The 25117-nt window shown below is 58.0% G+C and carries 24 protein-coding genes; 9 read left to right on the top strand and 15 right to left on the bottom strand.

Features of this window, described 5'->3' with window-relative positions; genetic code table 11:
• Positions 1 to 6 precede the first annotated feature (6 nt).
• The 3 genes from Q1A91_RS21630 to Q1A91_RS21620 are packed head-to-tail and all read right to left on the bottom strand — an operon-like array spanning position 7 to position 3412.
• Positions 7 to 1518: an aldehyde dehydrogenase gene (locus tag Q1A91_RS21630; RefSeq protein ID WP_299882536.1), complete on the bottom strand. Its 1512-nt coding sequence runs from the start codon at positions 1516 to 1518 to the stop codon at positions 7 to 9.
• Complete coding sequence (locus tag Q1A91_RS21625) at positions 1515 to 2237, bottom strand: SDR family oxidoreductase (protein WP_299882534.1); 723 nt, start codon at positions 2235 to 2237, stop codon at positions 1515 to 1517. Before Q1A91_RS21625 ends, Q1A91_RS21630 begins: the two co-directional genes overlap by 4 nt.
• Positions 2234 to 3412, bottom strand: a complete 1179-nt coding sequence (locus Q1A91_RS21620; protein ID WP_299882532.1) for an NAD(P)/FAD-dependent oxidoreductase — start codon at positions 3410 to 3412, stop codon at positions 2234 to 2236. Before Q1A91_RS21620 ends, Q1A91_RS21625 begins: the two co-directional genes overlap by 4 nt.
• Positions 3413 to 3501: 89 nt before the next feature.
• On the opposite strand from Q1A91_RS21620, the gene Q1A91_RS21615 reads away from it, so the two are divergent.
• Positions 3502 to 4317 (top strand): GntR family transcriptional regulator, encoded by an 816-nt coding sequence (locus Q1A91_RS21615; RefSeq protein ID WP_299882530.1) that lies wholly within the window; start codon positions 3502 to 3504, stop codon positions 4315 to 4317.
• A gap of 365 nt (positions 4318 to 4682) precedes the next feature.
• Positions 4683 to 6071 (top strand): IS1182 family transposase, encoded by a 1389-nt coding sequence (locus tag Q1A91_RS21610; RefSeq protein ID WP_299882639.1) that lies wholly within the window; start codon positions 4683 to 4685, stop codon positions 6069 to 6071.
• A 228-nt stretch (positions 6072 to 6299) separates the two neighbouring features.
• Here the strand turns inward: Q1A91_RS21610 and Q1A91_RS21605 are convergent, their stop codons facing one another.
• From Q1A91_RS21605 to Q1A91_RS21550, 12 genes are all read right to left on the bottom strand, one after another.
• Complete coding sequence (locus Q1A91_RS21605) at positions 6300 to 6581, bottom strand: hypothetical protein (protein ID WP_299882528.1); 282 nt, start codon at positions 6579 to 6581, stop codon at positions 6300 to 6302.
• Positions 6582 to 6649: 68 nt separating this feature from the next.
• Positions 6650 to 6874 (bottom strand): hypothetical protein, encoded by a 225-nt coding sequence (locus tag Q1A91_RS21600; RefSeq protein ID WP_299882526.1) that lies wholly within the window; start codon positions 6872 to 6874, stop codon positions 6650 to 6652.
• A gap of 49 nt (positions 6875 to 6923) precedes the next feature.
• The gene (locus Q1A91_RS21595) at positions 6924 to 8045 is read right to left on the bottom strand and encodes an alanine/ornithine racemase family PLP-dependent enzyme (protein ID WP_299882524.1); all 1122 of its coding nucleotides are present in this window, start codon (positions 8043 to 8045) and stop codon (positions 6924 to 6926) included.
• Complete coding sequence (locus tag Q1A91_RS21590; protein ID WP_299882637.1) at positions 8042 to 9361, bottom strand: DUF1611 domain-containing protein; 1320 nt, start codon at positions 9359 to 9361, stop codon at positions 8042 to 8044. Before Q1A91_RS21590 ends, Q1A91_RS21595 begins: the two co-directional genes overlap by 4 nt.
• Complete coding sequence (locus tag Q1A91_RS21585; protein WP_299882522.1) at positions 9310 to 10011, bottom strand: hypothetical protein; 702 nt, start codon at positions 10009 to 10011, stop codon at positions 9310 to 9312. The genes Q1A91_RS21590 and Q1A91_RS21585 overlap by 52 nt, the downstream gene beginning before the upstream one ends.
• Positions 10012 to 10126: 115 nt before the next feature.
• Entirely contained in the window at positions 10127 to 10480 is a 354-nt protein-coding gene (locus tag Q1A91_RS21580; protein ID WP_299882521.1) for a hypothetical protein, read from the bottom strand.
• Positions 10481 to 11027: 547 nt separating this feature from the next.
• The gene (locus Q1A91_RS21575) at positions 11028 to 11579 is read right to left on the bottom strand and encodes a 2OG-Fe(II) oxygenase (protein WP_299882519.1); all 552 of its coding nucleotides are present in this window, start codon (positions 11577 to 11579) and stop codon (positions 11028 to 11030) included.
• Between the two features lie 58 nt (positions 11580 to 11637).
• Entirely contained in the window at positions 11638 to 12114 is a 477-nt protein-coding gene (locus tag Q1A91_RS21570; RefSeq protein ID WP_299882517.1) for a BLUF domain-containing protein, read from the bottom strand.
• A 466-nt stretch (positions 12115 to 12580) separates the two neighbouring features.
• A complete protein-coding gene (locus tag Q1A91_RS21565) occupies positions 12581 to 13420 on the bottom strand; it encodes an EamA family transporter (protein WP_299882515.1) in 840 nt (279 codons plus the stop codon).
• A gap of 166 nt (positions 13421 to 13586) precedes the next feature.
• The gene (locus Q1A91_RS21560; protein WP_299882513.1) at positions 13587 to 15110 is read right to left on the bottom strand and encodes a M81 family metallopeptidase; all 1524 of its coding nucleotides are present in this window, start codon (positions 15108 to 15110) and stop codon (positions 13587 to 13589) included.
• Complete coding sequence (locus Q1A91_RS21555; protein WP_299882511.1) at positions 15107 to 16006, bottom strand: MurR/RpiR family transcriptional regulator; 900 nt, start codon at positions 16004 to 16006, stop codon at positions 15107 to 15109. Before Q1A91_RS21555 ends, Q1A91_RS21560 begins: the two co-directional genes overlap by 4 nt.
• Positions 16007 to 16045: 39 nt before the next feature.
• The gene (locus Q1A91_RS21550) at positions 16046 to 17155 is read right to left on the bottom strand and encodes an FAD-binding oxidoreductase (RefSeq protein ID WP_299882509.1); all 1110 of its coding nucleotides are present in this window, start codon (positions 17153 to 17155) and stop codon (positions 16046 to 16048) included.
• 412 nt (positions 17156 to 17567) lie between these two features.
• Here Q1A91_RS21550 and Q1A91_RS21545 point away from each other — a divergent pair, with 412 nt between their 5' ends.
• The 7 genes from Q1A91_RS21545 to Q1A91_RS21515 all read left to right on the top strand — a co-directional run bounded on the left by Q1A91_RS21545 (position 17568) and on the right by Q1A91_RS21515 (position 25043).
• The gene (locus Q1A91_RS21545) at positions 17568 to 19607 is read left to right on the top strand and encodes an ABC transporter substrate-binding protein (protein ID WP_299882507.1); all 2040 of its coding nucleotides are present in this window, start codon (positions 17568 to 17570) and stop codon (positions 19605 to 19607) included.
• Between the two features lie 100 nt (positions 19608 to 19707).
• Positions 19708 to 20712, top strand: a complete 1005-nt coding sequence (locus tag Q1A91_RS21540; RefSeq protein ID WP_299882505.1) for an ABC transporter permease — start codon at positions 19708 to 19710, stop codon at positions 20710 to 20712.
• 5 nt (positions 20713 to 20717) lie between these two features.
• On the top strand, positions 20718 to 21860 hold the full coding sequence (locus Q1A91_RS21535; RefSeq protein WP_299882503.1) for an ABC transporter permease: 1143 nt from the start codon (positions 20718 to 20720) through the stop codon (positions 21858 to 21860).
• Positions 21857 to 22858, top strand: a complete 1002-nt coding sequence (locus tag Q1A91_RS21530; RefSeq protein ID WP_299882501.1) for an ABC transporter ATP-binding protein — start codon at positions 21857 to 21859, stop codon at positions 22856 to 22858. The genes Q1A91_RS21535 and Q1A91_RS21530 overlap by 4 nt, the downstream gene beginning before the upstream one ends.
• A complete protein-coding gene (locus Q1A91_RS21525) occupies positions 22855 to 23859 on the top strand; it encodes an ABC transporter ATP-binding protein (RefSeq protein WP_299882499.1) in 1005 nt (334 codons plus the stop codon). Before Q1A91_RS21530 ends, Q1A91_RS21525 begins: the two co-directional genes overlap by 4 nt.
• Positions 23860 to 24642: 783 nt before the next feature.
• Entirely contained in the window at positions 24643 to 24882 is a 240-nt protein-coding gene (locus Q1A91_RS21520) for a hypothetical protein (protein WP_299882496.1), read from the top strand.
• Entirely contained in the window at positions 24879 to 25043 is a 165-nt protein-coding gene (locus Q1A91_RS21515; RefSeq protein WP_299882495.1) for a hypothetical protein, read from the top strand. Before Q1A91_RS21520 ends, Q1A91_RS21515 begins: the two co-directional genes overlap by 4 nt.
• Positions 25044 to 25117: the final 74 nt, after the last annotated feature.

Below are 25117 nucleotides of genomic sequence, written 5' to 3'. Positions count from 1 at the left end.
GTCGGTTTATCCGCCCGTGTCCCCAAGCCGCCTGAGCGGCGGTGGGGTCTTGGGCAAGGTGACGGTTTTTTCCTCGGTGTAGAATGCTTCGCAGGCCGCGCCGCCTTCGCGCCCCACGCCCGAGTTTTTGTAGCCACCAAACGGCGCGCGCAGTTCGCGCATCATCGGTGTGTTCACCCAAACCACGCCTGAGCGCAGCTGTTCTGTCATGGTCATGACCGTTGGCAAATGATCCGACCAGACGTAGGAGACGAGGCCAAACTGCGTGTCATTTGCGATTGCAGCAGCCTCTTCCACGCTGTCGAACGGCAGGAAGGTCGCGAAGGGGCCGAATATCTCATCCTGGGCGGTGCGCGCGGCATTGCTGGGCACGCTGACGGCTGTTGGGGCAACGAAGTACCCCTCCCCCAGATCATCCCGCCGGGTGCCTCCGGTCAGAACGGCGCCGCCTTCGGCCCGCGCGGTATCGACGAAACCCAACACGCGCGTCATATGCGGGTGGGAGGCAAGCGGGCCAAGCTCTGTCGCTGCCAAGGTCGGGTCGCCGATGCGAATGCGTTCAGCACGTTCAACAAAACGCCCCACGAAGTCATCGAAGATCGACCGTTCGACCAGAATGCGCGAGCCAGCAAGGCATTGCTGCCCGTTGTTGGAAAAGATCCCCAGAAGCGCGCCATCCAGTGCCCGTTCAGGGTCCGCACTGGCAAAGACCACGTTTGCCGATTTGCCGCCCAACTCCATCGTGCAGGGCACCAGACGCTGACCTGCTGCGGACATGATCGCCCGCCCGGTTTCCGTCCCTCCCGTGAAGCTGACCAGATCGACGCCGGGATGCGCCACCAATGCAGCCCCCGTCACCGGCCCGCGTCCGTTCACAAGGTTCAAGACCCCCGTCGGCAGCACCTCTTGCAACAAGGCAACCAGACGGGCCAGTGCAAGCGGCGTCTGCTCGGATGGTTTGAGGACACAGGTATTTCCAAAGGCTAAGGCGGCGGCAATTTTCATCGTGGCCAACGCCACAGGCGCATTCCAGGGCGCGATCAACGCCGCCACACCCACCGGCTCGCGCACAACGGTGGTCATGTAGCCCGGCGTCTGGTCATACCGTTCCCCGGCGCGTTGGCTGATGAAATCCGCAAAGAAGCGAAAGTTGTAGGCCGCCCGTGCCATGTGACGCTCTTTCAACTCGCGCAGCAGCAGCCCGGTGGCCGCACACTCGAGCCGTGCCAGTTCATCCGCATTGTCGCGGATCAACTGACCGCAGCGCTCCAGCACGTTGATCCGTTCAGCCGTTGAAAGCCCCCGCCAAGGCCCCCGGTCAAACGCCAGACGCGCCGCCGTCACCGCCACATCCACAGATGCTGCATCATCCTCCACAAGGATGGAGATTTGCTGCCCCGTCGCCGGGTAGAACACAGGCAGGTCGGGCCCTCCGCCCGGCGTTGCGCTGTCCCCTGCCCAGCCGGAAATCCGGGATGGAGGCGTGATGGGCAGGTCAAAACGGGGAAGATCACTCATGGCATATACGTGCCTCCGTTCACGTGAAGCACCTGTCCGGTCATGTAGCGGGAGGCATTGGACAAAAGGAAAAGGATCGGCTGGGTGACGTCCTGCGGCTCCGCGATCCGGCCAAGCGGGATGGCGCGGGCATAGGCCTCAAGATCTAGGCGCATGGCCTGCTCCTCGTCTGAGCGCCCGGTCCCGCCGCGTAAGAACGCCGTGTCGACGGCAGAGGGCGCCACGCAGTTCACCCGGATAGCGGGGGCCAGTTCCAGCGCCAACTGCCGCGTCATCGCCGCGATCCCTGCCTTGGCCACCGCATAGGGTCCATAGCCGGGGCGCGCGAAATGGCCCAACCCGGATCCCGTCATAACAAGGGAGGCGTCTTTGCCCAGGTTCCCGTGCAAGATCCGCGCCGCATTGTAGTTTGCGGTCAGGTTCCCTGTCAGCACCTCGTCCCAGACGTCTGGCGTTGTCTGCGCAAGCGGACGATTGTCAGACATGAAACCGGACAGGTTGACCAAGCCAGCCAGATCGGACGGCAATGCCGCTGCCGCGCGTTTCAGGTCAGCTTCGGACGTGGCATCCGCGGGAATGGCCGGCACATCCGGTGGATGCGCCTCAATGGAACGCGGCAAGTCGATCACATGCACGTCGTAGCCCGCCGCGACCGCATCAGCCACAAGAACCCGCCCAATCCCGCCGCAGCCCCCGAGGATCGCCAATGCGCCGCTCATGCCAGTGCCTCCGCCCGCCGCAGCCCGTCGATCATGGACGAGCGCAGCAAGAATGCCCGCGCCTTGACCGGATCAGCAGCGGTTTCCTGCAAGTTTTTGAGGTATGCGTGCCGCTCTGCGGTATCCGTTGTATTCATCCGCGCGCGGTTCTTGTCCGCCTGTGCGACAATGTCGTCGCGCGCAATTGGTCGGCGGCGGGTTTCATAGCTGTCCAGCAGTCCAGGATCCCCGCCGTTTGCCACTTGGGTCAGCACATCCGCAAGACACCAGGCATCATGTATCCCCCCATTCATGCCCATCCCCCCTTTGGGGCTGTTGAGATGCGCGGCATCGCCTGCGATGAACATGCGGTCCTTCCGGTATTGCCGCGCCACTCGCCGGTGCACCCGGTAGATCCGCTTCTCAACGATATCGAGGTCATCGGCCTGTGGCAGCACCTCGCGGGTTTGCGCGCGGATCGCATCGTCCTCCAGCGCCTGTTCCGGCGTCTGCCCGTCAGTTGGATGCAGGGAGATGCGCCAAAGGTCCGGCAATCTCAGCAAGGAATACGTGCCGCCGGGTTTCCAGATGTAATTTACGCCTGACAACCCGCTCAGATGCGCCTCGAAGGGGAAATGGGTGGTCACAAGGATCGTGTTCTCCGGATAGGTCGAGCCTTCGAACGCCGCCCCGATCGCCTCCCTGACCAGACTGCGGGCACCGTCACAGCCGACAAGGGCACTGCCGCGCACCATCTCTCCATTCACGGTGATGGACACGCCATCGGCGTCTTGAGCGACCTCGGTCACGGCTGCGCCAAAATGCACAACACCATCCGGCAGCCGCGCGGCCAGAGCCCGGCTCAGCAACGCCTGACGGCATTGCAACCGGTAAGGGTGGCCAGTGTCTTCGCGCAGCACGGCAAGGTCGAATTCAGCGCGTTCACCGGAGGTATGCATGCGAATCTGCCATGTCGGCGTGATGCGCCCCGCGGCAATCAGCTCCGCTGTGACGCCGCTCTGCTCGAAGTAATCAAGGGTCGGCGGATGGAACGTGGAGGCACGCAGCTGATCGGCAATTGCATCTTCCGCTTCAAAGACTTGCACAGGCAATCCCGATTGCGCCAAGCGCCAGGCAAGGGTCAGACCGACCGGCCCTGCCCCCACAATCAATATCGGTTCCCCCGCCAATTCCACCCAGCAGATCCCTTTCAGTGTTCAATAATGTTATTATAGTATACCATTATATCAATAGCGTTCTTTCCCTCCACACAGGTGCCCGTCTCATGTCGCCACCCGAAGCCCCCCCGATGCCGCTCGACACGGCCAGTGGTTTGCCGCTCTACCGGCAAATCGTGGTCATCCTGACCAACCGCATGAACGCAGGCACCCTTCGGCCCGGCGACCCTGTGCCCGGAGAAGCAGCGGTCAGCGCTGAATTCGGCGTCTCCCGCATCACGGCGCGGCGGGCCCTGAATGAACTCGCAGCGATGGGCCGGGTGGTGCGCGAACGGGGCAGAGGCACCCGCGTGCTGCCCTTCGAACGCCCCCCCGCAGCCATGACAGCCTCACTTGATGGCCTGCTTGAGAACGTCGGCCACATGGGGCGCACCACGACGGTGAAGGTGCTCGATTTCAGCTACCTGCCCGCCACCGCCGAAGTGGCTGAGGTGCTGGAGCTTCAGGAGGGCTCAACCGTACAGCGGGCCGTGCGGGTACGTGCCTTGGGAGGCGCACCGATGTCGTACCTTGTGACCGTTGTTCCCGAAGACATCGGACACCGGATCGAGGGCAAGGATTTGTCGCAGATACCGCTGCTCTTGTTGCTGGAAGAGGCCGGAGTCCCGGTCGCTGCTGCCACCCAGACCATCAGCGCAACAATCGCAGATGCAGAAGTCGCGCGGGCCTTGTCGGTAACCGCCGGATCACCCTTGATCGAAGTAAACCGGCTGGTGCGCGACACGGCAGGCCGACCTGTTGAAATGATCCGCGTGCTCTACCGTCCGGAAATGTACCGCTTTGAGATCTCCATGCGCCGCGTCACCGCAGAGGCGGGGCGCACCTGGCAATCCGACGCCCCAGACCGCCTGCGCAGCCTGTAACCCCTGCCCTTTGGCCTGCTGTCCAGAGTGTGGCCCCAACCGTCGGGCGTTTTTCTATCTTTGGTGCCATTTGCGGGAGAAGGAGGGTTTTTCGGCGCGAAGCAAGTTCACAGAAATGCAAACGGCATTTGTGCGGCTGAAGCAGGAAACATCATCTCTTACGAAGGTGAACCGGGGTGAAATGGCTTCTGACGTGGCCTCCCGCTCCAGGCAGGTACGATGTGCTGGAGGGAAACCGATAGGATTGCGGAAGGAATGGTTGGGAGCGGGCACACATCTTGGGATATTTTGTTGAAGAAGTCGGAGTTGCTTTGGTTCAAGTCGTTTGATTCACTTCTTTTTGTAAGATGAGGAAGAATTTGGCGATGATGGGTGTTCAGGAAGCTCCAGCGCGGCTGTTTTACGACTTCGATTTGGAGGCACATGTCCCTGCAAACCATCTTCTCCGCGAGATTGATCGGTTTCTGGATGTCTGCACTATCCGGCAGCAACTTGCGCCACACTATAGCCATCTAGGCCGTCCTTCGATTGACCCGGAGTTGATCGTGCGGATGTTGGTGGTTGGCTATGTTCTCGGCATCCGATCTGAAAGACGTCTGTGTGATGAAGTCCATCTGAACCTGGCTTATCGGTGGTTCTGTCGTCTTGGCATTGAGGGCAAAGTGCCGGATCACAGCACCTTCTCAAAGTATCGCCACGGCAAATTCCGAGACAGCGATTTGCTCCGATCCGTGTTCGAAGCCACCGTTGCCCGCTGTATTTCTGAAGGTCTTGTCGGCGGCCACGGCTTTGCTGTTGATGCAAGTCTGGTCGAAGCAGATGTCGACAGGATGAACTCAACAGCGCAGGCAGATTGGGATACATCCACCATCGATCCTGGTGATGCGCCCCGGGCTGTCCGGGAATATCTCGACGTTCTTGACGACAAGGCATTTGGGGCTTCGACACCGGTCAAGCCGAAGTTTACGTCACATTCTGATCCTGCCAGCCAATGGACTGCCGCGCGCAAGGGACCTGCGATCTTCGCCTATTCGAACAACTATCTGATCGACACAGATCATTCTGTGATTGTGGACGTCGAAGCGACACGCTCAATCAGACAGGCCGAAGTGGGTGCCGCACAAACCATGATCGATCGGACCGAGGACCGCTTCAGCATCAAACCCGACTGGTTGGTGGCGGACACAGCCTATGGATCGGCAGAGAACCTGGCTTGGCTGACAAAGAAGCGCGGCATCATTCCGTTCATTCCTTTGGTCGACAAGGGCGAGCGCACAGACGGCACGTTCTCCCGTTCAGACTTTGAATGGGACGAAGACAACGACCGCTATACTTGCCCAGAAGGCCAGCACCTGTTGCAGTCTCGGCGCAACTACTCTGACCCACGCAGGAGAGAACCCAAAACCGGCCGCCGCCGCTACCGCGCCACCAAAGCCATTTGCGATGCCTGCCCATCGAAATCAAAATGCTGCCCGAATACCAACACCCGCTTTATCGGTCGTGAGGAGCACGAGGACGCACGCGACTTTGCCAGGCTGGCTGCCAAATCACCCTTCAATCCCAAGGCGCAAGCCAAACGCAAAAAGGTTGAGATGCTCTTTGCCCATCTCAAACGCATTCTTGGCCTCGGGAGGCTCAGACTTCGAGGGCCATGCGGTGTGCAGGACGATTTTACGCTCGCAGCAATCGCCCAAAATCTCCGAAAACTCGCAAAACTAAGACCCAAGACGCACGAAACGAGGATCGCGATATGATCTGAAACGGCAAAACCACAGACCAACAAGCCGCCCAGTGCAACAGGCGGAAAACTAAGCCCGCGGTCAACGCACCGACGCGCCCAACTCCCCAAATCACAGCGACTTCTTCAACAAAATAGGACATAGCGCCATTTCGCTGCGCGAGCGCCAAGGGCCGCTTTTTTTGTGAACGCCGCCCATGCTTGTGGGATGGCTTGCAGAAGATCCTTTGTCAGAAATTCAGTTCTAGAAATCATCAGTCTCCGGGACATTCCCAAGCCTGACAAGAAAGCTTGGTGATCCGACTTCACCGCTGTCTGGATCTTCGCTGATCATATAGGCATCAGCCCCAGCGCAATCCGCGTTCTGGGCTTCCCGTTCGGCTCTGTTTTGGGCCTCTGCTGCGGTAGAATACTGGAATTGCTTGCCAATTTTCAGGCCTGCCTGCCCATCACGTCCAGGCTTCTGTTCCACATATGTCTGACAGATATAGTGGACTTTTGTTGTGCTCTTGTCTGCATCCGTCATGAGAAAATCCTTCAGATGTGTTCGGTCGCCCCGTCAATGGACAGGCGCGGCTGAAGAGTTCTTGGTCGCTATTTGGCAACTTTGGATGAAGCTTTCTTTCTCCCACGCGACGGCTTTATCGGTGTGTTCGCTTCTCTTTCGAGGCGCGCCTTACGGAGGCGGTCGATCTTGGCTTGCCGCTGCTCGGCTTCTTCTTCGACCATCTCACGAACGATGCGGGTTGTCTTGTCCATCGGTGTTTCCGCACCGGGACCTTGTGCTTTGAAGACGCTTGTTTTTGTCAGCTTTGCCAAGTGTCAATCTCCTCTTTGTTTTTGTCGGGGCACATCGGATTGTTGGCGTTCAAACCAAGGCCAGATGGTTGCTTGGACTTTTGGCAGTGCGTGGGCTTGGCCACGGTCGAGCATTGCGTGTTCGTATCTGAATGTCGGGAGCGGCCATGGCCCGCATCAAAGCGCTGTAGTTCATCTGAAACCGCATTTCCGACCCCACGCAGAGCGTCGGATCTTGCGTCGCAATAACCAGATGATCGCTTGTTGCACCGACAAAGGTATATCCTGGCGGCATTGTCAGCCCGGTCGCATCCGTGTCCTGATGCCCAATCGCAAAGATAAGGCGCATGGTTTCTGACGTGTCAGGGACAAGGCGGATCTTTGCGACGGCTGGATCAGCTTGGCCGATCAGCGGAGGCACAGACTTTGCGTCCGTCTCAATGACTTCGGCAACAAGCGTGAACGCGTCCCGATACATGCCATCAATCTGATCCCCTGTGATCGGATCAACACCCAGCAGTATGGCTTCACCGATGCGCAGATCGTTGATCCGACCCGTCGCACGCCCCCCAAGCGCCCACGGCAGGTTTGCAGAGTTGCCGCCCGATACTGTTTCAATGAAAGGGCCACACTGCCCCTCGACCTCGTTCACAAGAATAGACAGTGCCTGCATCTTTGCCGCAGTCGGGGCGTTGCCGCTCAGACAGGCGAAATTGGCCCCAATGCCCTTCAAGGCTACACCGGGCATATCCACCGCGCGCTGTGCCATGTCGCCAAGGTCGTGCGGCAGTATCCCTTCGCGCAGATCACCCATCTCAACCATCAGGATAATGCCGTGAACCGTGTTGTGCCGGACCGCCGCAGCGGCGAGCGCCGAGATCACAGCCATCTCGGTGTTGTAGCTCGCCTCACAGACCTGCACGACGTCATCGACCTGGCTCAGCATCGGCGTGCGGATCAACGTGATCGGGCAAGTCACGCCAGCATGGCGCAACCGCTTCACGTTGCTCAAACGCGCTTCGGCAAGGCCCGCAGCGCCACCGTCAAGCATGGCCCGTGCGATGGCCGGATGTCCACTTGCGGCTTTGGTCACGGCGGTCACGCGGATGCCCCGCGCATTCAGCCTCCCGACAATAGTTTGCGTGTTGTGGCGTATCTTCCGCAGATCAACATCAATGCGCGGGCAGTTCAAACCGCGACCTTGGGTATGCCTTGCTCCAGGCCGGGATAGGCCCCGACAACCATCGCCAGCAAATGTGCCGCCGGTCGGCTGAGCGCATCAGTGACGGGTAGTCCCAGTTTTTCGCTTTGGGCCGCAATCGTACTTTTGATCTCGGCGTCAGACATACCCTCGTGATTGAGCGTCATACCAATGACCTTGGTATCGGAAAACGCCTCGATCAATGCAATTTCGCTTGCCGGGGTGGGCATTGGCATATTGGGAAAGTCACAGCGATGGGCGCGCTTTGGTGCGTGCTGGAGAATAACGGCGTCCGGTTGGCTGCCGCGCAGGATAAAGGCCGATGTGCAGAAGGCAGGGTGGCTGAGCGCGCCTTGACCCTCGATCAAAATGACATCGGGTTGCTCAGCCTCTGACGCCGCAACAATCACGCCTTCAAGTTCGCCACAGCAGAATTGGGGCGGGACGGCGTCCATGGCCACACCATATTTTGCGCCCTGCATCAGACCCGTCTGGCCGGTGCCAACCAGCACGGTCTTGATGCCCTTCGCGTTCAACGCACGGGCCAAAACCGTCGCAGTGGTCCGCTTTCCGATGGCGCAATCGGTCCCAAGAACAGCGATGCGCAGCGCGTGAACATCTGCGACGCTGCCATCAAACAAGCGCATATCTTTGCTGCGCTTGGGTTTGCGGATGTCGCGGATGCTGACCTGTCTTTCCGATGCCGCTTGTGCAATTTCGACATCCTCGCTCAGGTATTCGTGCAAGCCACTGACAATGTTCATACCGCGCGCAATCGCATCCAGAATAACACCTCGGTCAGCCATCGAAAGGCGCCCGGTTGAGGGGGCCATTCCATAGATGAAAGTATCGGGCATGCTGGCTTCCTGGGCAACCGCGGCATCCAGACTCTCGAATATGGGAGTGCTGTTGATCGCGTCATCAAGAACCAGCCCGCTGTTTTCGCCACTGTGGGTGCTATCGATGACCGAGACGATCCGGTAGGCCTCTGAATGACGCACAAGGCCATTGGCTGTTTTGCCATCAATCCTGGCAAAGTTGCCCTCGCAATAGACAACCGCAGTCGGCTGCGCCGCGATCTCAGTGAGCGAAGCCATTTGTGTCGGTGTGTCACGGGTCAGAGGCGGCATTTGTGCACCTCTGACCGGACGGCGAACGGTATCCGCCGATTGAAGTTCGGTTTTCATGCTGTTTTCCTTTTGAGAGCAACAGGTCCTTCGCCGAAGAGACGCGGGCGAAACACCGTGAGATGAGCCTAGTTCTTCAGAACGCACAGCCCCTTGGACTTCTGGAAATTCCGGTTGCATGCCCAACGGTTTCCAGACCTGTCAAGATGGGCGTTTGCCGGGACTTCGATCGAGTCGCAGCCAGCATCGGAGGCTTCATATCCCCTCTGACACTTCCATCCTTCGCCGTAGGCTGCATCATCGAAGTATGCGAACTCCGGAATGACAACAGCCTCGCAGCGACCGTCCCGTTCAAAGAACCCACGTTCACATGTCCAGGGTTGACCGAAACCCGCTGTATTCAGATATCCGTTGGTCGGAACCGCAATGGCAGTGCAAAGATCAGCCACCCGCTCGAAGCTGCGATCACACTTCCACCCGGATCCATAAGACGTCTCCACCAGATGGCCGTTTTCCGGGACGACGACCTTTTGGCAAGCATCATCAACTTTCAGAAATCCACGCAGGCAGTGCCAGCGTTCGCCAGAAGGATCGAGGAACCCATTGTTTGGGACAGCCACGGCGACACACTCCGTTCCTTCGACCTTGCGATACCCATGCAGGCATTCCCATCCAGAACCATATGTGCGGTTCGTCTCAAACGCATTTTCCGGTGCCAAAACAGCGGCGCAGGTATCACCGGCAGGCCGATACCCGACGTTGCAGTCCCAACCGTCACCATAGCTCCTTGCGCTGGCGTTTTCCGGCATGGTTTGGGCAAGCACGGGCATTGCAAACACAACGAGAGCGAAAATGGGGCCCATCAAAATGACCCACAGATTGTGGGCGCCCGCCTTCATAGGTGTCCCGCAGACTGCTTGTGACGAGTGCAGCGCAGTCTTTGAATTACGATCCATCCAACTCAAGCCCCGCGAGACATGCGTCTGCAAGGTCACGGTCTGGCGCATCTGAACCGGGGCGGGTCGCCCAACCGGTTTCCATCATCGCATTGCGGCGGCCAAAGCCGGAAAGTTCCCGGAGACTTGCGAGCTTCTCCGTGCGCGTCGGATCAGCCGCAGACATGTTGAGACACACCGGAACCATCGCCAAGGTTACTTCGTCAGTCGCCAGGTTCTGCGCCATGGTTTGGGCGTTGCTGCTTGTTGTCCAGCCCCCCCAGGTGAAGCCAAGGAGAGAAACAGCAACTGCGCCACCCAAAGCCCCGTAGAGGCCGGGTTTCGTCCATTCAGGAAAAGTCATTTTTGATCCTTTGACGGAGAACGTGCCGCCTCACTTTTTGTTGCGCTGACAAGGCATTTTGTCAGGGCCTTTTCGAAATCGTCTGATTGACAGCGCGCTGTCCATGTCCAATTCCAAATCGCGGGTTTTCCCGCCATCGAAGCGAATGAGCATGACGGATGGTCGATGTGGTCGAAATCGACAACCTTCCCAAACGTCAGATCCCTGCTCCGGAATGTGACAATCGAATTTCAATGATAATGATTGCAGTTGGCTCTGGCAGAGCGATGCGCCTTTGCCGAAGAATACCACAACTTTGTGTTTCGTATGTAGTCGCTTCGCGCCCAGTTTACAATGCTGACGAACCTGGCCTTTTCTGCAACACCGTCGATGGTTCTGAAGTAAGGCGCGCGGATGGGCCGCCAATATTGCGTGTCCGCCAAGGGATGCGCCTATGGTGATAGCGGATCCGCATCTTAGCGAAATTGGAGCCCGGATGTTGCTTATCTGGTAAGGTAGTGTCAGAGAATTCGACGTTTTCTATCACTTTGGCTTCTTCGAGCCGCTTTCAGCGAAACGGAGGGCCATGCGCCCAGACGGTCAGCGAACGCCGAATGCCCCGCTGAATCGGCGTGACTTGATGCAGAGCAAAGCTCGGAAACACGCTTACAGATCCCTGCGCCCGATTGGCCAATAGGATTTGAGCACTTGGCCTGATTTCCAAGTCCCCCCCGTCGTAAGTGTCCGGATTGCTCAATTGCAGCACAAGCGTGAGCTTTCTTTTACCAGCAGCAAGACCATGGCCAATGTCAGAATGCCACGCAAAATGGCCACCCTTGGCTGCCTCATAGCTGGCCACTTGCGGGCTTTCCGCAAATTCGTGCACATCGAAGTTGAACTGGTGCTTGTTGGAACGCCTGACAAGGTCAATCAACCGGGTCATCACCCAACTCAGGTCGCCTACATCGTCCATCCAAACAAGTTCTGCATTGCGTAGATTGTGATCCCGATTGTGACCCACAAGCAGCGCGTCATCGGTGGGCATGTTCGCAATTGCCTTTACAATGCGATCACACTCCCCCGTGGTAAACGCATCGGGCACTGAGTGCAGCGTCATCATCCCGTCCACCTCATACACATCGTGGATCGGGTTTGCGTCGACGCGCGAAGGGCTTGCATCAATTCACAGCCGGATTCCCGGAGCGATCCGATAGGCCTTTGAATATTCTTATGATTTCTACGGCATCCGCGCGATCAAGTGCCGCGTTTGCGATTTCCTCTTCTGTCCAAATCCATGTCTTTGCAGGATCATGAAGCATCGCCCAATTTGCAAACAACCGACTTTGTATCTCCCCATTCAGGAGTTCTCTGACCCCGGCATGACGATCATCTTGACGAATGCGTGCGTAAGCTGCGCGCACTGGACGTTCGGGGCCTTCCAGCAGTTGAAGGTAGATGTCATGTCGACAAATCAACGCGCCAGTAACGTCATCCCGCTTGTTGCAGCGTCTGGCATCGAGCAGAATGCCTGCCAGTGTCGGCTCATCGAAGCCAAACGGCTGAGACACATAAATAATCTGGATGAGCTTTGTGATGGTTTGGCTCCCTGCGGGATTAAGCGAACCATGAGCATACTTTGACAGACGCACGATCACATCGCTTCAGATAAAGACCGTAGGGCTTATGCGGCGCCGAGTCTCGACTAAAGCGAACGAACGGCCAGTTTGGAGAAAATCGGCTCACCATCGAGAGCCTGGCGCCATTGCAGCACCAAAGGTTAGACATTTGCCGCATGTTCTACGCTGCGCGCGCGTGCTGCGGGAAACTGTGCGCTCACAGGATGGGCACATTGGAGACATCTGACGCTTTCAATCAGGCTTTCTTGTTGCTTGCGCGCCTTCAGGGCCGGCAACGCGGGACGAAGCGGTTTCGGGCAGATGCAACCGGTATGAGCGCAGAAGTATCTCGCCCATGCAGCATCACTCATTTGGTGGTGCAGCGCTTTGATGCAGATGCCATGATTTGTGTAGAAACAGCCACTTAACCGATCGCCGAATACCAGCACTGTCCAAAGAGCGACATGCGCTTTCTGACCCAAAGCAGTGTCTGCCCGTTTTGGCGCTACGTGCTGAGACCGATCAAAGCGATGCCAAACACCATAATCACAGCCGCGCCTACGCGACGCTTCCAATTGCCCTCCTTCAAGAGGAAGTAACCGATCAGCGTGGCAAAGATCACAGAGGTTTCGCGCAAGGCGGATACCGCGCCCAAAGGAGCGAAGTTCTTGGCGTAGAGGATAAGACCGTAGGCCGTCATTGAAACCATACCTCCCGCGATTCCAGCGCACCAGGTGCGCAGCGGCAATGCGCTCAAAGTCTGCCGCCTGCGAAATCCGGCGAACGCGGCGATGAAGAGATGCAGGAACGCACCCCATGCCCAATAGCTCAGCGTGTTGCTCGACAGGCGCACGCCGACCCCGTCAACCAGCGAATAGACGGAAATGCAAAACCCGGTTGCCAACGACAATGACAGGGCCGTGGCACCAACGCCCGATCTCAGAGCCTTCCAATTGCTCAACAAGATGCCCGCACTGATCAGACCTATGCCGGTCCATACCAAAGGCGGCAACACCTCTCCCAACAGCAACCAGGCCCAAAGGGCCACAAGGGCCGGTACACTGCCCCGCGCGATGGGGTACACCACGCCAAGATCCCCGTGATGGTACGCGCGCCCCAGCAGATAGAAATATGCAAAGTGCACAACCGTCGAAAGGCCGATGTAGACAAAGCTTTCAGCACTCGGCAGCGGCAGCAGGGCAATCAACACCGCGCCGGGTATGACGTGACCCAGGGCGACCAGACCCAGAGTTGCGGTGCGATCCGCTGCGGTTTTGATGATTGTATTCCAGACGGCATGCAGCAAGGCCGCCGACAGGATGAGCGCCACGATGAACGGGGACATAATTTTCCTTAAAGGATTCGATGCCAGAGTATCGGACCTCGCCTCCTTCACCAGCCCAAAGCGCAGCTTGTGTGAAATCAACGTTCGCGATGCACCTTAACGTGCGACATGTAGCTCCCGTCGATCACCTATGATCGCGCAGCAATAGCATCGCAACCGAGCCTGTTTACCCAGCGCAACCCGCCCCGCGTCTTGAAGACGCCGCAGGATTGTCGGGGCACGCGTCCAACGGAAACATCGGGCGCGGCACAAACCTGTACTCCAGCGACCCGTAATTCAGTGTGCACAGCGCGCCGCTGTCGCAAACGATGATCCGCCCTGCAATTGGGGCGAAAGCCGCCCGGAAATGCTGCATGGACTTGAGCGCAACAACGGCCTTGCGAGCGGGATCGATGCCGAAGGTTTCGAATTGTTTCAGATCCAGCATCTGGTGGGCAATGGTGACGATCAGGATATCAATGCCCGCCACATGCAATACGGAAGTGGGGCCAAAGCTGCGTTCCAGTCCACCAAGGATCGGACCACTGCCCACAACACGTCCATCGCCGGTCCATTTCACCGTGCCAGTGACACTCAAAGGCCCCCCGCCAAACTCTGGCGCGGTTTTCCCACCGATGGGCAGTGTCACCTCAGCACCCAAGGGCTGCGCGTTCAGATACGCCGCCGCCACCGGATCGATGAGGGGGCCAAAGCATGCGTTGTCCACACCCGCCTCAAGCAATGCAGACAACAGGCCTGTCGCATCGCCGTAGGCGCCTGATCCGGGATTGTCCGCGTAGTCTGCGAGGATCAGCGGCCCGGCGCTGGCGTTCCAGGTCCGGGCCTCATCCGCGGCTTCGGCACTGCTCACATAGACGTTCACCACTTCGCCGCGTCGCGCCCAGATGTCATCGGCCAGCGTGTTTCCGATTTTCCGATGCTCCGCGCAGTCTCCGTCGCATGTGACCAAAACCGTTGGGCCAACCTCGGAGATATCTGCACAGGGAAACGCGCCGTTGATGCTGATGGCATAGACACCCTTGCGGGTCTCAAATGCGCGGGCCAGGGCATGGCGTTCGATCATCGGGCCAAGGTCGGTACGTCCGCCATTGGCCTCTTCCAGCATGGGCACATGAAAGCGCAAGGTGCACGGGTGGATGTCGCCCGTCATGGTGCGCTGCAAAAGCTCAGCCGCGCGCCGACCCGTGGCACGGACGTCAACATGAGGATAGGTCGTGAAGGATACGAGGATTTGCGCCAGATCGCACATCTCCGTCGTGACATTGGCATGCGGGTCCAGCGTGAGGGCGATGGGCACATCAGGGCCGATTACTGCGCGCAGGCGCCGCAGTATCTCTCCCTCGCCATCCTCACAAAAGTCAGTGACCATTGCGCCGTGCAGCATCAGGAACACGCCATCCCAGCTGGTTTCGGCCGCGGCAATCAGTGGGGCGATCAGTGCATCAAACGCCGCGCGCGTCACCTTGCCACCCGGCCCGGCGGCCGCACTGATGACATGGGTCACCTCCCAGGCGTAGTCACGCCCGACATCGAGTAGCCCGGCCAGCTCCGTGTTCTTGTCGCCCCGTGTTGCAATCGCCTGATCGCCTTCCAGAAAATAGCGATCCTCGAAGCATCGCAACGTCGTGGGATACACATTGAACGTGTTGGTTTCATGGGAAATTTCGGCGCTCAGAACCTTCAAGCTCAAGATCGTTTTCCCTTGGTCTTTGGTTTGTGAGGCGCGGTGTGATCCACATGGCCCGTGAATTTTCCGTAGAGCTGCGCAATTCTGTTCATGCGGGCCTCGACCTGTGGACCCAGTTCCATGAACACACCGTTGACCAGCAGGTTGGCAAGGCTGGCCATCTGCGCCGTCGATTCCCAGAACAGGTTGAACGAGGTCGGCACCACGAAAATCTCGTCGGCAACACTGTGGCCCCAATCACAATAGGGATCGGTGATCAGGGTCACCGGAATACCCGCCGCCTTCGCCTCTGCCGCCAGCAACGGCGCATTCTTGGAATAGCGGCGCGCCTCGAACATCACGAGGGCAGTTTCAGTGTTGTCAGTCGCAAGCAGGTCGGCAAAATTGCCGCTGGCAAGATCAAGCAACTGCACCTTGTCCCGGAGGTATTGCAACTGATGCGCAAACACCTCGGCGATGCCGCGCTCGGTCTGAAATCCAACAACGAAAACCGAAGGCACCGTGGCCAGTCGTTTGACCACCCGCTTCCATTCCGGTGTGTAGGCGGCCTCATAAACCGCAACGAGGGCCGCCATTTCCAACTCCAGACCGCGGGTCAGCTGATCTTCTCCAGCGAGTGTCCGTTCTTGAAGGTCGCGCAGCCTGTCCTTGATCAGCCAAGGTTGGTCGCCCATGTCACTGCGCAGGTTCAACTTGAGGTCCTTGAACCCATCATAGCCAATCGCCCGGCAGAAACGTCCAACCGTCGGCTCGCTGACCTCGACCTTGGCCGCGAGGCTGGCGGCTGTCTCAAAGGGCAATGTCCCGAATTCCGCCAGCATATAGGTGGCAAGGGCCCGATCCGCCTTGGATGTGGACAAGACCGCATCACTCAGACGTTCACGCAGAGTTTTTGTCATGACCCCCTCCCTTCCTGGCTCATACAATTGGCGCAATTTTCACAAAAGCCTGGCCGGTGACAAGGCGTGTGCAAAATCCTCCGATTGCGTACCAGGACGTCCCGTGCTGATTATCTCGGTAGTCAGGTTGGCCAGAGCGGGTGCCATCATGATCCCGAATCCGCCTTGCCCAGCCAGCCAGAAGAAATCTGGGACCTCGGTGTCATATCCGACGACCGGCGCCTCATCCTCCACAAAGCTGCGCAATCCGGCCCAGCTGTGTTCGATCTTGGTGATTTTGATTGTCGTCTCGCGCTCGATCCAATCGGCAAGCTCGGCGATTTCCATATCGTCAGGCCATGCGTCGTGCGGCTCCGCCGGGGTGGCATCTCCGGGGGAGGCCATCAGCATGCCTCCTTCTGGCTTCAGGTAGGCATCTGATCCCACAAAATCCACCGCTGGTAAGGTGGCACTGGTGATGCCGGCCGGAGGCTTGATGATAATCGCTGTGCGCCGCTTTGGCACAAGCCCGATCGACCGTGCACCGGCCATTGCCCCGATCTGATCCGCCCAGGCACCGGCAGCATTGATCACGATGCCGGTTGAAAAACTGTTCCGGGCGGTCTGAACGTTCCAGATCCCGTTTGTCCGTGTCATTGCCGTTACAGCCTGCTTTGTCTCGATCAGAGCGCCGCGCGCCTTTGCGCCCTTGAGGTAAGATGAATGCAAGGTCGCCACGTCGATATCGGCGACATTGGCTTCGAACACTGCCTGTTTCACCCGGTCGGGTCGCAAGAAAGGGACCATGGCGCAGGCTTCGTCGACATCCAGCCTGGTGACTTCCTCCCCAGGTTTCGAGAGGGCCAGCAGGGCATCAAGTTCGCCTGTGTCGTCCCCCTGCCCCACCGTCAGACAGCCGCGCGGCGTCAAAAGAGGTGTTTCGCAGAACCCGTCAGGCGGGGTATGGAAAAATGCCGCGCTTGCAGCGTTCACCTGCCGCACAACGGGGTTGCCGTAGTTTCGCGTAAAGAGTGCCGCCGACCGTCCCGTTGCATGGTATCCCGGGGTGTCTTCCTTTTCCAGCAGCAGCACGGAGCCGTGGCGCGCAAGCATATCCGCTGCTGATGCACCTGCGATCCCGCCTCCAATGATCAGAAAATCGTAGGTCAACGAACCTGCCTTTCAGACGGCATATGCAAAAAAGCGGATGGCCGGGTTCAAAGGAGACCCCTTTCGCGGCATATGCAAGAAAAATGTAATTTGTTGACTCTTTGAAAGTAATATTTCTTACTTCGGCTATCTCGTGGGAAGTTTCAAAGCCAATGTCATCGCCTGTGCTGTTCCAGCATTCAGCATACGCGGACCCTCGGCTCGGGCGTGAGCCGAGGTCTGCACATGGCCACAAAGGAAGTCTGCTGCTCGCTCCCCACACCAATAATTTGGCACATCGGACCTGTGACATCAGGCGTACGTCCGCCCGCTGTCGCGGCGATATCCGGCCTGAACCAGAATTTAAGAATGGGCAAAACGCCTGCGCGGTCCCCTCTTGGATACGCACCGAACAACCAACAAGGAGACACCAATGAAGAAGATCCTGTTATCAAGCGCGGCGCTTTCTGCCTTCGCAGGGGCCGGGATGGCCGCCTGTCCGGCTGTGACCGTTTCGGACCCCATGGGCATCGCCGCGGGGGCATTCCCGCAGCAATACGAACTGACGGAATTCCAAGGCCTTGCTGATTGTACGATGGAGATGTCTGAAAACCCCGACATCGCCGCGATGAACGCGCGTATCCGCGGCAACCCCGAGATGCCTGCCTTGGCGATGCGTCTGCCGTCCGAACCGCTGGTCGTTGCCCCTTATGACATGATCGGCAGCTATGGCGGCACGTTCAATGCGCTGTCCAACGCAACCGAAGCAGGCACGTCCGACTTCATGTCGGTGCGCCACGTCAACCTTGTCCGCTTTTCCGACGATCTGACGACGATCGTGCCGCATGTCGCAAAAAGTTGGGCGTGGAATGACGACTACACACAGCTGACATTTGTGCTTCGGGAGGGTCACAAATGGTCCGACGGCCAGCCCTTCACCGCCGAAGATGTCAAGTTCTGGTACGAAAACCTGAACATGGACACCAACGTGATCGAAGTCCCGAAAGCGTGGCTGCTGGCGGGTGGCGAGCAGATGACGGTTGATGTCCTTGATCCGCTGACGGTGCGCTTCAATATGCCTTCGCCAAAACTGGGCTTCCTGGCACATTTTGCAAACCACTACGGACAGGGCTTCCAGCCCAAGCATTTCCTTGGGCAATTCCATCCGGACATCAACCCGGATGCCGACACGTTTGCCCAATCGTTTGGCTTTGAGAATGGCTATGACGCGATCAAGGCCTATTACGGCAGTTCCGACTGGATGGACACACCGACACCGATGTTGGCGCATCCCGACAAGGTCGCCAATCTGCCTCTTGATGCGGCACCCACCCTTGAAAGCCACATCGTGATTGGCGAGACCACCGAGGGACGCCAGTTTGTTGCGAACCCCTACTATTTCATGGTCGATACGGCGGGCAATCAGCTACCTTACATCAACGAGATGGATGAGATCTTTGTTGGCGAAAGCGAAGTGCGGCTGCTGAAATTGGTCAACGGTGAAGTTGATTACAAAGCCCAGGCGCTGCAAACCGACTATGTGCCGTTGCTGATGGAAAGTCAGGAGAAAGGCGGCTTTGTTGTCGATCTGAAACCTGACATCACGATGCCGACCTTTGCCTTCAACGTCACTTCAGAGGACCCTGAAAAGCGCAAGGTTTTTGGTGATTTGAAATTCCGTCAGGCGATGTCTGTCGCGATGAACCGCGATGAGATCAACGAAGTTGCGATGTTCGGCCTTGGGACACCACAACAATACGTCGGGTTCTCGCCGTCTCCTGATTTCATCACGCCTGAGTGGGAGAATTACTTGACGCAGCATGATCCGGACATGGCCAAGGCCCTGCTGGACGAAATCGGTGTTGTCGACACCGACGGTGATGGCATGCGCGAACTGCCGAATGGGGATGCCTTGACGCTGAACCTGCAGGTTGCGACCCAAGGCATGTCAATCAAGATCGTGGAACTGGTCGGCCAAAGCTGGCGTGAAGTTGGCATCGACAACACGGTCAAAGAGGTCACGACGGACGAATATCGTTCGGCGCAATCCTCCAACCAGCTTGATGTCACCATGTGGGAGAAAAGCGTTCCGCTGACCACTGTTCTGGGCAATCCGGAGATCTTCATCCCGCCATTCGACAACTACTTCAACATGCGGACCGCGATGTTGTGGGGCGAATGGGTTGAATCTGATGGGTCTGCGGGTGTGGAACCTCCTGCGTATGTCCTCACCATGATGGAAGACATCAACGCATTTCAGGCAGCGGCAGTCGGCACGCCTGAATCGGATGCTTTGGGTCTCAAGCTGGTCGAGAACATGACGGGGAACCTGTTGTTCATCGGCACTGTGAAAGAGCAAAAGCCGATCTATCGCGCAGCGGCGCTCAAGAATGTCCCAACGTTCAAAACGGCCTCCTATGCCTACTACAGGACATACCCCTATCGTCCGTCGCAGTGGTTTCTGGACGAATAAGCGCGCGAATTGATGAAACTGTCGCGGGCCGCAGAACCGGCCCGCGATACTAACAAGACGGCCCTGCGTGGTGTGTCTTAGATGCGGGGCACGCAGTCTGATGGTTCAGTTCTTACGATTTGCAGGTATCCGTGCGGCCCTTGGCTTTTTGACACTCTGCCTTGTGTCGTTCATCGTGTTTTCCCTGATGGAACTGGTGCCGGGTGACTGCGCCGAACGCTACCTTGCCTTCAAGAACAGCCAAGGCGCGCAAATCTCCGTTGCCGACATCGAAGCCGAGCGTGTGCGGCTGGGTCTGGACCGGCCGTTCTTTGAACGATGGGTCAAATGGATCTTCAACGCCTTTCAGGGAGAGTTTGGCGACAGCTGCATTCTGCGCTTGAACATCAACCAGCTTTTGGGCCAGAAGGTCTGGCTGAGCATCGGCATCTGCCTTGGCTCCCTGTTTCTGGCCTATGCCATCGCGATCCCGGTGGGCGTCGTTGCCGCCACATCGCGCAATCCCTTTCTGAACAATGGCCTGCGTCTGGTCAGCTATCTCGGCCTTGCCCTGCCGAACTTTCTGCTGGCGCTGATGATCATGCTGTTCGCGACAGTGGTCTTCGGCAACAGCCTGACGGGCCTCTTTTCCCCTGAATACCGCGATGCGCCTTGGGATATGGCCAAGATCAAGGATTTTCTGGGTCACGTCTGGTTGCCTGTGTTCATCCTCGGCTGGTCCGCCACCGCCTTTGCCATCCAGACGGTGCGCGCCCTGATGTCGGATGAGATCAGCAAGCTCTATGTAACGGCGGCATCGGCGCGCGGCGTGTCGGGGCGCCGACTGCTGATGCGATACCCCGCGCGCCATGCGCTGAGCCCGATCATCAACTCGCTCGGCTTCGATCTGAACCGCATCTTTAACGAATTGCCCATCGTCGCCCTGATCCTGACCTTGACCGAGGCAGGCTCGCTTCTGATCGAAGCGCTCGCCCGCTCGAACGATCAGCAGCTTGCCGGGGCGATTATCTTTTTCCTGACGGGCAGCATCGTCGCCATCAATTTCATTACCGATATCGCGCTGGCCATCTTCGATCCGCGCATTCGCCGCAGCATCCTGGGATAACGGATATGACTGAAACCAACATCTATGATGCCGCAGTGGATCAATCGGCCAAGGATGCCTATTTCACGGCCTCCCAAGGGCAGCTGATCTGGACCCGGTTCAAAAAACAGAAGGCTGCAATGGTCGGCGCGTGGGTGCTGCTGGCCTTGATCCTGTCAGGCCTCTTTGCGCCCTTCCTGACGCCCTATGACCCCACCATCGCGGGGCGCGACAAGGACTATTTGAACGGCGCACCCACCATCCCGCAATTCTGCGACGACAACGGCTGCTCATTCCGCCCCTTTGTCTATGCGCTTGAGCGCGAACGCTCCGCCGCCACGAATTTCAGATGGGTCACCACGGTCAACACCGACGAACGCAAGTATATGCAGTTCTTTGTCGAAGGTTCTGAATACAAGCTGTTTTTCATGACCTTCGACACGCATCTTTTCGGCATAGAAGACGGCTATGTCCACCTTTTCGGAACGGATTCGACGGGTAAGGACATCTTTTCGCGGACCTTCCACGCCATCAATACATCGCTGGCGGTCGGCACCATCGGCGTGCTTATCGCCTTTGTGCTGGCGCTGGTGATCGGCGGCATCTCCGGCTTCTACGGCGGCTGGGTGGATAGTTTTATCCAGATGGTGACAGACGCAGTGCGCACTATTCCGGCCATCCCCTTGTTCATGGCGCTCGCGGCTTTCATCCCCGACACTTGGAGCGCGGAAGAACGGTTTTTCTTCATCTCGATCATCCTTGGCTTCATCGGCTGGCCGACGCTGGCGCGGCGTGTGCGGACGCATCTCTTGACCGAGCGCAATCAGGAATATGTGCTGGCCGCGCAATTGTGCGGCGCCTCCTCAGGCCATGTAATCCGCAAGCACCTGCTGCCCAGCTTCACCAGCTACATCATCGTCGATCTGGTGATTTCCTTCCCCTACATGGTGCTTTCCGAAACCGCGCTCAGCTTTATCGGGCTGGGTCTGAAAGACCCGGTGAACTCCCTTGGCGTGATGCTACAGAATGTCACCAGTGCGGACGTGCTGTTGAACTACCAATGGTATTTCATCCCGGTCATTTTCTTCATCATCCTCGTGATGGCTTTCGTCTTTGTCGGTGACGGTCTGCGCGACGCGGCCGACCCCTACGGAGACACCAAGAAATGAGCCGCCTGATCGATGTCGAGAACCTGACCCTGCAATTTGACACCGACGAAGGACGTATCACGGCGGTAGACAATGTGTCCTTCAGCCTAGAGGCAGGCGAAGTCATGGGACTGGTCGGCGAAAGCGGATCGGGCAAATCCGTGACGGCAAAATCGCTGATGAAGCTGAACCCGCGGAATGCTGTCTATGGCCCCGACACCAGGATCACGCTGCATCTGGAAGACGGCCCCGTCGACGTGATGTCCCTGCAAAACGACACTGAAATGAAGATCGTGCGGGGTGGCTCAATCTCACTGATTTTTCAGGAACCGATGGCCAGCTTCGCCCCCGCCATCTCCATCGGCGATCAGATGGTCGAACAGTTGATGATCCACACGGATTTCACCAAGGCGCAGTCCAAGGAGCTGTCGATTGAAATGCTCGACCGGGTCGGCATTTCCGATCCCAGCACGCGCTTTGGCCAATACGCCTTTGAGCTGTCGGGCGGCATGCGGCAGCGTGCAATGATCGCCATGGCGCTGTCGACCAAACCCAAACTGCTGATCGCGGATGAGCCGACCACTGCGCTTGACGTGACCATTCAAGCGCAGGTGATCGACCTGATGAAAGACCTCGTGACCGAGTTTGGCATGGGGATCATTTTCATCACCCATGATCTGGGTGTCATTGCACAAACCGCCGACAAGGTCGCGGTGATGTATCTGGGTAAACTGGTCGAACAGGGAGAGGTACGCGATGTGATCCGCCGCCCGGCGCATCCCTACACACGTGGCCTGTTGGCGGCCCTGCCCACGCTGGACGACATCGACGCCCCGCTGACACCGATCCCCGGCGACATCCCCTCACCGCTCGAACGGCCCTCGGGCTGTGTCTATCACACCCGCTGCCAGGAGGTCATTGGCCCGCGCTGTTCTGCCGAGGCTCCACAGTTCCTGCAGGTCGATACGAACCACGCAGCCGCATGCCACATCCATGATGCAAGCGAGGGCGCCGCATGAGCCAGCCCACCTTGATCAGCGCGCAGGGCCTGTCGGTCCATTACGCGCTACGCGGCGGCCTGATCGGCCCCAAACCCTACGTGGGTGCGGTCGAGAACGTGGACATCGAGATCGCGTCAGGCAGCTTTTTCGGTCTGGTCGGCGAATCCGGTTCAGGCAAGACCACGCTGGGTCGTGCGATGTTACGCGCGGCTCCAATCAGCAGGGGCGACGTGCATTTTGACGATGGCGAAGTGTCTTACTCCCTCAAGAATCTGGGAAAACAGGACCTCAAGGATTATCGCAAACGTGCCCAGTTGATTTTTCAAGACCCCTATGCGGCGCTCAGCCCCCGGATGACAGTGCGCGATATCATTGCGGAACCCCTCGAAGTGATGGGTCTGACCAGTTCGCGGGCCGAGACGGACGAACGCGTGCGCGAAATTGCCGCCAAATGCCGACTGAACGTCGAACATCTGCGCCGTTTCCCACACGCTTTTTCAGGCGGACAGCGCCAGCGCATCTCAATCGCGCGCGCCTTGGTGTCTGGCCCCAAATTCATCGTGGCCGATGAAAGCGTCGCGGCGCTCGATGTGTCTATCCAGGCCGATGTTCTCAATCTGCTCAAGGCGATCCAGGAAGACATGGGGCTGACGTTTCTGTTCATCAGTCACGATCTCAGCGTGGTGGCGCATGTCTGCGACCATGTCGCCGTCATGTATCTGGGCCGCATCGTCGAAACGGCCCCGACGCGCACGCTCTTCTCGAACCCGCGCCATCCCTATACGTCTGCTCTGTTGTCCGCGATCCCCTCGCTTGATCCCGATGACCGTGGCAAGGTGCAGAAGCTGGAAGGCGAAATCCCCTCGCCCACCAACCCGCCGCCGGGGTGCAAGTTTCAGACCCGCTGCCCCCACGCAATCGATGTCTGCCGCATCCAGGAACCATCGCTTGAGCCTGCAGGAACAGAGCATCACGTTGCGTGCCACCGTTGGCAGGAACTCCGTGATCAGACCAACTAGCGCTTCGGATGCTCAAAGAAGTGAAAAAGGACTCAGAACTGTCATTGAGGTGTTTGCAGCGGCAAGGCTCGTACGATGTGATCGACCTTTGAAGACGGTCCTTTGATGCGGTTCACTTGTATCCCGCGCGCCGCGATGCGGCTTCTCCCAAGCGGACGTTGACCAACTTTGCCGTGCTCGGAAGCTCCAATATTCGTCAAGCTGCTCTTTGCAGCGATTTTGGCACGCAGAGCTGAAAACAGCTGATTGGCAGGCCTGCTGCTGAGTAAATAGGAGCAGCAAAAGGACTACCTCATGAGATACAACGAATATGCTGGAGATCACATCCTGCGGGATGCGTTCCACCTATACCCATGAAACTCAAACGTTCTAGCACCGTGCGGCGAGAGGCTGGATCACTGGAAAATCTGATTTAATCAACTTTTCGATTACCTCTGTCTCAGCGTAAGAACTCGAAGAAATCTTCCTGAGGAAAGTTCTCAGAGGAGTTTTCCGGCAGAAGGCCCTAGTTCTTCGCAGGTGTGGGCGTGGCAATGGGCCAATTGAACACCGTGGAAACTTGCTGAAATGGCCCTGTATCAGTCATTTGGCAATGATCTGTGACATTCGCACGTTTCTATCAGAAATCCCAACAGCTTACTCACGTGAAGCACCATAAGCACGGCAAGGAGCGTTGCTAGGGCGGTGTGCTAGAACTGTGCTAGGTGCACGGCGCGGCGCACACAACGCACTGTGCTAACACTGTGATAGGGTATTTTCGGGTTTTCATCGATTCATGCTGCGATGCAGAAATACAGCAAGATATTGTATTTGTTTGATTTAAATGGTGCACCGGAGGGGAACAAACTAGAACCTTTTTCTGCCCCGGAACTGCTTCAAGAGTTAGAGAACTGGACAGAGGTTCTCAAGTCTGAGCCCGAAGTTATCCACAGGTTAGCGGCATTTGCGGACGCCTCCGAAGGCTCAATCGACACATTAGATGACGCGCCCGATGTGCCTGCAACATGGGAGCCATCGCCATGAGCATTGCAAGACCTGAGGTTGATCCACCACTCACAACGGCATTTGACGCAACCTCTCAGAAAAAGCCCAATCCAACCCTTTCCCCCGTCACGTTGCGGATGACTGCAGAAGAACGCGCCAAGCTAGAGGAGCTGGCGGCGGGCATGACGCTGAGCGCCTGATCCTCCCCCACTGAATTGGTCCTCCGCTATGTTTAGGAAAACGGAGGAGACACATGGCCAACAAGCGACCAAAG

This window comes from uncultured Sulfitobacter sp., assembly GCF_947500075.1.
Classification (GTDB): domain Bacteria; phylum Pseudomonadota; class Alphaproteobacteria; order Rhodobacterales; family Rhodobacteraceae; genus Sulfitobacter.
This window is presented reverse-complemented; position numbering and strand designations above follow the sequence as displayed.